The organism is Aurantibrevibacter litoralis, from assembly GCF_034651555.1.
GTDB lineage: Bacteria > Bacteroidota > Bacteroidia > Flavobacteriales > Flavobacteriaceae > Aurantibrevibacter > Aurantibrevibacter litoralis.
Genome location: NZ_JAYEEQ010000023.1, coordinates 42,714 through 49,435 on the forward strand (window position 1 = coordinate 42,714; position 6,722 = coordinate 49,435).

General features: G+C 41.8%; 5 protein-coding genes. All 5 read right to left on the bottom strand.

Annotated elements, in window-relative coordinates:
• Positions 1–80 precede the first annotated feature (80 nt).
• The 5 genes from U1E44_RS15005 to U1E44_RS15025 all read right to left on the bottom strand — a co-directional run bounded on the left by U1E44_RS15005 (position 81) and on the right by U1E44_RS15025 (position 6,170).
• Positions 81–1,967: a monovalent cation:proton antiporter-2 (CPA2) family protein gene (locus tag U1E44_RS15005; RefSeq protein WP_322931924.1), complete on the bottom strand. Its 1,887-nt coding sequence runs from the start codon at positions 1,965–1,967 to the stop codon at positions 81–83.
• Positions 1,957–2,574 (bottom strand): NAD(P)H-dependent oxidoreductase, encoded by a 618-nt coding sequence (locus U1E44_RS15010; RefSeq protein ID WP_322931925.1) that lies wholly within the window; start codon positions 2,572–2,574, stop codon positions 1,957–1,959. The genes U1E44_RS15005 and U1E44_RS15010 overlap by 11 nt, the downstream gene beginning before the upstream one ends.
• A gap of 290 nt (positions 2,575–2,864) precedes the next feature.
• On the bottom strand, positions 2,865–3,704 hold the full coding sequence (locus U1E44_RS15015; protein ID WP_322931926.1) for a sugar phosphate isomerase/epimerase family protein: 840 nt from the start codon (positions 3,702–3,704) through the stop codon (positions 2,865–2,867).
• Between the two features lie 17 nt (positions 3,705–3,721).
• Positions 3,722–4,444 (bottom strand): gluconate 2-dehydrogenase subunit 3 family protein, encoded by a 723-nt coding sequence (locus tag U1E44_RS15020; protein ID WP_322931927.1) that lies wholly within the window; start codon positions 4,442–4,444, stop codon positions 3,722–3,724.
• Between the two features lie 4 nt (positions 4,445–4,448).
• Entirely contained in the window at positions 4,449–6,170 is a 1,722-nt protein-coding gene (locus U1E44_RS15025; protein WP_322931928.1) for a GMC family oxidoreductase, read from the bottom strand.
• Positions 6,171–6,722 lie beyond the last annotated feature (552 nt).

A 6,722-nucleotide genomic window follows, 5' to 3' on the forward strand; every position in this document is an offset into this window, starting at 1 on the left:
CGTTATTTTAACCGTATCCATTTTCTCATTCCGACAATTAGGATTTCCTTAAAAGGCTACATACCGTGCATAACACCTATCTAAGGCTTCGTGCTATCTCTAACATCCTTTTTTAAATGTTCGCTATCCCAAGAATGATCGCTGCCTTCGTTTTGAGCATACAAATCGCGGCGCAATAACTCTTCTTGCAAGGCAACCTCTTCCTGCACCGTTACCATATAGGCCATTTTATCGTGCCTTTTTGTAGCCAAACGCAACGTCGTGTCCTGATCGTACTTTATAAACTGTTGGCCTTGCCTCGTAGCTGTATATTTTCGAAAACCAAGCTGCACCAAGGCATCGACACCCATATGTACTGCAGTGTAAAGCGTTTCTCTGTAAAAATTAGCCACTCCGTGATCTATTAATTCAAACGCATCATTTCGGTTTCTTGCCCTTGCCAAAATCTTGAGATGGGGAAAATGTTTCCGCAAAAGCACTATCAATTGTAAATTAATTTCCGGGTTATCAATGGCGGCTATAAATAACTTGGCTTCTTCGGCACCGGCCGCTTTCAGCAGCGAAAGCCTAGTGGCATCTCCGTAATAGACATTAAATCCCATTTTACGCAAGGTTTCTACCCGTTCTGCATCGTGATCCAATACGGTAACTTCAATTTTATTGGCCCGCAACATTCTGCCTATGGTGCTTCCAAAATGTCCAAAGCCTGCAATAATCACAGCATTCGTTTCTTCTATGGTAACATCGTCCTTAGAAACGGTTTCTTTTGTGCCAACAAACGGCAATATATAGTTCTCATTTAGGGCTGTCAAAAATGGGGTTAATAACATGGACAAAGCTATGATGGCTAAAATTTGATTGGCAAGTGCGGTAGGAACAATACCCAATCCCATGGCAAATCCCATAATTACAAATCCAAACTCACCGGCCTGACTGAGTCCTAAAGAGAATTGTAAATTTTGATCCACATTTTTACCATAGACCTTTCCAATACCAAAAAGAACCAGAAACTTAAGGCTGGTGAGGGCTACCACAAAGGCAAAAATAAAAATAGGGTTATTGATAATAAGGTCAAAATCGATAGACGCCCCAACACCAATAAAAAAAAGACCTAATAACAATCCCTTAAAAGGAGCTATGTCTCCTTCTAACTCGTGTTTAAATTCTGAATTAGCCAAAACCACTCCGGCCATAAACGCCCCTAAAGCCGGACTAAGACCTACTAACTGCATAAGATACGATACGGCAAAAACCACAAGGAGCGCAGAAGCCGTAAACAATTCCTGAAGTCTGGTTTTGGCAACCATTCGCAACAAGGGCACAATCACAAATCTGCCGGAAAAATAAATAGCCGTTATGGCAGTAGTTACGACCAACGTTTGAATCCATGCCGGAAAATCTGAAATTAAAGAAGGCGCAATTTGGTTGATGTTCATGTCCGATGCTTCGGAAACCATTAAGGGAATTATAGCTAAAATAGGAATCACAGCAATATCCTGATATAGCAATACGGCAAAAGACGACCGACCCATGGAAGTGTTGTTCAGTCCCTTTTCTTTTAGGGTTTGTAACACAATTGCCGTAGAGGACAGCGATAATGCAAGTGCTATGGTTAGGGATATTTGCCAGTTCCAACCCAAAATTAATTGTAATCCAAAAAATAAGAGAATGGCCGTGCCTATCACCTGTAAAGAGCCCATGCCTGCAATAAACTTTCGCATTCGCCAAAATTTATACGGATCTAATTCCAGGCCTATCAAAAACAACATCATCACCACTCCAAATTCGGCAAAATGCATGATATCGCTCCCTTTTTGCCCTATAAGCTCAAAAACGGATGGGCCAATAGCAATGCCTGCAAACAAGTAGCCCAAAATAGAGCTAAGACCTATCTTCTTAGCAATGGGCACAAAAACTACTGCCGCAAGCAAATAAATAATGGCTTCGAGAAAAAAATTAGATTCCATGGGCTGTATTTAGAGATGTATACCAGTCGTTCATATACACATGATTTTTAAAATCCGCTTCGCTAAATCCCGTTGTAAGGATATGGTTTAAGAGTGATCCATAGGCCTTACCCGCTTGCACATAGTCTCTAATTTCCATATCAAAGGTGCCGTGTACCACATAGGGTGGTAAATACTTCATTTTGCACACCTGTGCCGTTTGGTTAAAAGGTTCTAACAATTCGTAAATGGTAAATCTATCCCTGCCAGTTTTACAATAATTTTCTTGATTACCCCCTGTAGTAACAACCTGAAACACATATTTTCCTTCCAAGGCATTCCCCTCGGACCCATAGGCCCATTTGTATTCTAGCACCAAATCAATCCACTGCTTTAGCAGCGGCGGGCAGCTGTACCAATAGAGTGGATGCTGCCAAATAATGATATCATGCTCTTTTAAAAGCGCTTGCTCCCGGTTTATGTCCACATTAAACTCCGGATAAAGCTCATATAAATCGTGAAACGTGATATTTTCTGTAACAGGTATATGTTTTATAAGCTCCTTGTGAGCCTGAGATTTTTCAAACAAAGGGTGTGCAAATAGAAGTAAGATTTTATGTGAGGCCATATGCACTTATTTTTATTGAAATTACAATTAATTTTAAAAAATTCAAGACAATCCCATCCATCGCCCATAAAAATAAGAACTTCTTTGGAAAGAAACTGCCCTAGTCATTGCATCTTAAACGAAACGGATCTATTTTGTACCCTACAAAAGTTGGGGTGCCTAAAGAAACAGAAAACCGTACCTGATCCGGAAATACCCCGATCGGATACGGCTTAGCAATCTGTTGTAATCAAGAACAAATTTTGGCATCCTAACCTTAACCTGCTACAATACTATGCGGAAAGTTATTCCTACTCTAAACCCTTTAAAAAGGCTAAGCTCTGGGGAACCTGCTCTACTACTCTAGAAGATTCATCTTCAATAAACATGTATTCTATGCCTAGTTTCTTAGCCTCGGCTACCACGCCTGCAATATCGATTTGGCCGGTACCGAGTACCACATTAGTTTCCACATCTTCATGGCCCGTATTGTTGCCCTTAACCCCATGTTCCATGTCTTTAAGATGAAGCAAAGTCATCTTGCCCGGATATTTTTTCATAAGGGCAAGAGGATCGGCACCACCATGCTGTGCCCAATATACATCGAGTTCAAAGGTGAAATCGGTGGCGTTTTTTGCCATATAATCAAATAAAGTGCCCTCTTCATAGGGACGAAATTCGTAGCCATGTGCATGATATGCCAAGGTTAAGCCATTCGCCTTTAACAGTTTTCCAGCCCTATTAAAAACCTCAGTAGCGTATTTTGTTTCTTCAATGGCAAAATCATTATTGTTATGGGGTATCCAGGCACACATTACGTATGTTGCTCCAAAAGCCTTAGCGTTGGCCACTACGTTCTTGGGGTTTTGCTCTAATTCTTCAAAACTTGCGCCCACACTCACCACGTCCAAATTATGTTTCGTCAATAGTGCTTTGAAATCTTCCATGGCATACCCATAGGTGCCTCCGCCTTCAAGTTTGGTAATACCCCAATCACTAATAGTTTTTAGCGATCCATCTACATCTGTTTTAAATTGATTCCTAAGACTGTATAATTGAATACCTATTTCCTGGCCATAGACCAACGTTCCACCCCACTGAGCGAGCAGTAGACTGGCGACCATAGTGATATACTTATTTTTTGTGCGCATCGTTTCCTTTTTTAAAATTATGTTAACAGGTTGCCCTGCTCGTCCCATTCCGCTATTATGTTTCGCTTGCTTTGATCAACGCATTTGGCGATCCACTCGGGGTCATAGGCTACGCCATGTTGATCCAGCACATCTTGGGGCACACCATCCCAAACATTGGGTTGATTGCCTTTATAGCCCAAATCCGCTATGCCCTCCTTTGACGTATAGTAACCGGTTACCGTTAACCCACGCATCATATAAAAAAATTGAATTTCTAAAGGTTGTTCCTTCAAAGGCATATCCAAATCATGCCAGCAAATTTCGTCACAAATTTGTTTTTTTTGCGCTAAGGTTGCCGATTTAAACTCGGTACCAAATTCACTGTTGCTTTTATGATCCAACCACATAAGACCTCCCAAAAGTGTGGGTGCCATTTCGGGTATATCTTTCCCCATAAATTCTACCAATTCCGGTACACCGGCCTCAATAGGGCCACCGTGAGGTTCTTTAGGGGGAAGTATAACCACACTTAGGGCCGCGATGGTTTCCATTTCATGTTCGTTAAAAAGCTGTTCGGCTTGCAGTTTTTCCAAACGCTCTAACTCTGCCGGTGTACGTCCAAAGTATTTTTCGCTACTTTCTGCAATAGCCTGGTCTATTGTTTCCGTTGTATCCGTTTTACAGGCGTTGAAAACCAAACCGGAACTCGCAGCGGCGCCTCCAAGGATGAGGGTCTGTAAACTTTTTCTTCTATCCATCTTCTTAAATATTTTGTTGCTTCAATTGTTCAATGATATAATCGGATGCCCTCCACGACAACGCCATAATGGTCCAGGTACAGTTCTTGTCGGCTTGGGAAACAAAAGGCCCTGCATCTACAATAAACACATTATCCGCATCATGTAATTGTTGGTATTTGTTTGTTACCGATGTTTTGGGGTCGTTCCCCATTCTGGTCGTCCCTACTTCATGTATGATCTGTCCTGGGGCAAGCAATCCATAGTTCTGTTCTTTACCCGGTTTTTCACCCAAGGGAATACCGCCCATGTTATGAATTAGTTCTTCAAAGGTATCCTGCATATGCTTGGCCTGGTTTATTTCATATTGCGAATGCTTGTAGTTGAACTTTAAGACCGGGATACCGTATTTGTCTACCGTAGTAGGGTCTATTTCGCATCTATTTTCTTTAAATGCAATGGCCTCTCCACGGCCACCAAAACCGATCACCGAACCATAATACTTTTTAACGTCATCTCTAAGGCTATCGCCATAGCCCCCCACTTTGAGTCCAAAAAACTTATTCATGCCATTAGGGTCAAATCCAAAACCGTAGTTGGGTTGGCCCATACCGCCCCAAACTTCAATATGGTATCCTCTTGGGAAGTTTAGTTTAGAGTGGTCCCCCCACCATGGCGAATACACATGCATACCCCCTACACCATCCTCGTTATAGGAAACTTTTCTATTCATAAGATCTGGAATAACACCAGAAGCGCTGGCACCCGTAGAATCATGGAGGTACCTACCCACGACATCGCTACTATTGCCCAAACCATTGGGATGTTGTTTGCTCTTAGAATTTAAAAGTATTCGTGCCGAACTACAGGCCGATGCCGCCAATACCACTACTTTGGCCTTTAGTTTATATTCTTTCCTATCCTCTTTGTTGATATAGGAAACTCCGGTGGCTCTGCCCTCTTCGTTGGTAGTAACTTCACGTACCATGCTATTGACAAATAACTTTACTTTTCCACCACTTTTCTGAGCAGGAAAAATAAGGCAGCTACCTGCGGAGAAATCGGCATATACTTGACAAGAACGGCCACATTGACCACAATAGAAACACACTCCCCGTTCGTTATTGATTCGCTTGGTTAACATGGAAAGCCTTCCGGGAATTACCGGAATGCCCGATTTTTTTGCTCCTTTAATATAAAACAATTCGTGCAATCTTGGTTTTGGAGGAGGAAGAAAAAAACCGTCGGGATCATCCTCTCTACCTTCTTTAGTGCCAAAAACACCGATTAATTTATCTAACTTATCGTAATAGGGTTTTACATCTTCATACCCTATAGGCCAATCATCTCCCAGTCCGTCTCGTGATTTTCCTTTAAAATCCTTGGGGCCAAACCGCAACGAAATACGTCCCCAGTGGTTGGTACGGCCGCCCAACATTCTTGCCCTCCACCATTTAAATTCAGTGCCTTTTTCGTGGGTATAGGGTTCGCCCTCCACTTCCCAGTCTCCCCAGGACATATCCCATTCTCCAAACGCCCTGTCTGTACCTGCTCCTCTTCTAGGAGAGTCATAGGGCCATTTTAATTGGGTCATTGTTTTAGGGTCTGCGGGGTCAAAAAACGGCCCTGCTTCTACAACGGCTATGTTTAATCCGGCATCGGCTAACTGTTTGGTAGCCACACCACCACCAGCCCCGGAACCTACAATAATAACATCAAAGATTTCGGAGGATTCTTTTATCTGCATAATTTGGTTTTTAATTTATCGCCTCCAATTTAACACATAAAAAAGTAAGAATCACATTTTTTTATACGAACGACAAAGGAACGGGTCTAATAGGACATTAAATGATAGGTAAAAGACAAAATAATATCATCTTGCGCCAACGTTCACTACAGTTAATCGTAGTCGCTTAAAAAATGTGGCGCTTTTCTTTGTTTTAAAATGATAGCATCCTATTTCTTAGTAGGAATAGTCTTTTTGTTTTGTGTGTGCAAAGGCCTATGCCTATAAACCTAGTATTTTTGATTGGTGTACGAATAGCAACCGTTCGGATTGTTGACAAACGCAAATCACCCAAACTCTTATAAACTCAAAAAAATATATATTCAGTAAACCAACCAAAAATAATCTTTAGGTAAAAAAACTGCCTCTTACGCGGTATAAAAAATTTCTTGAAACTGACTATCCCCGAGGCAAGCCATAGGGGTATACTTCTACCGCGCTCAGTACGGGTTTCGCCAGTTTCATTTTGGCCTTTGGGCCAAAATCCGAAATTTTGTATTTAACCTCACCCGG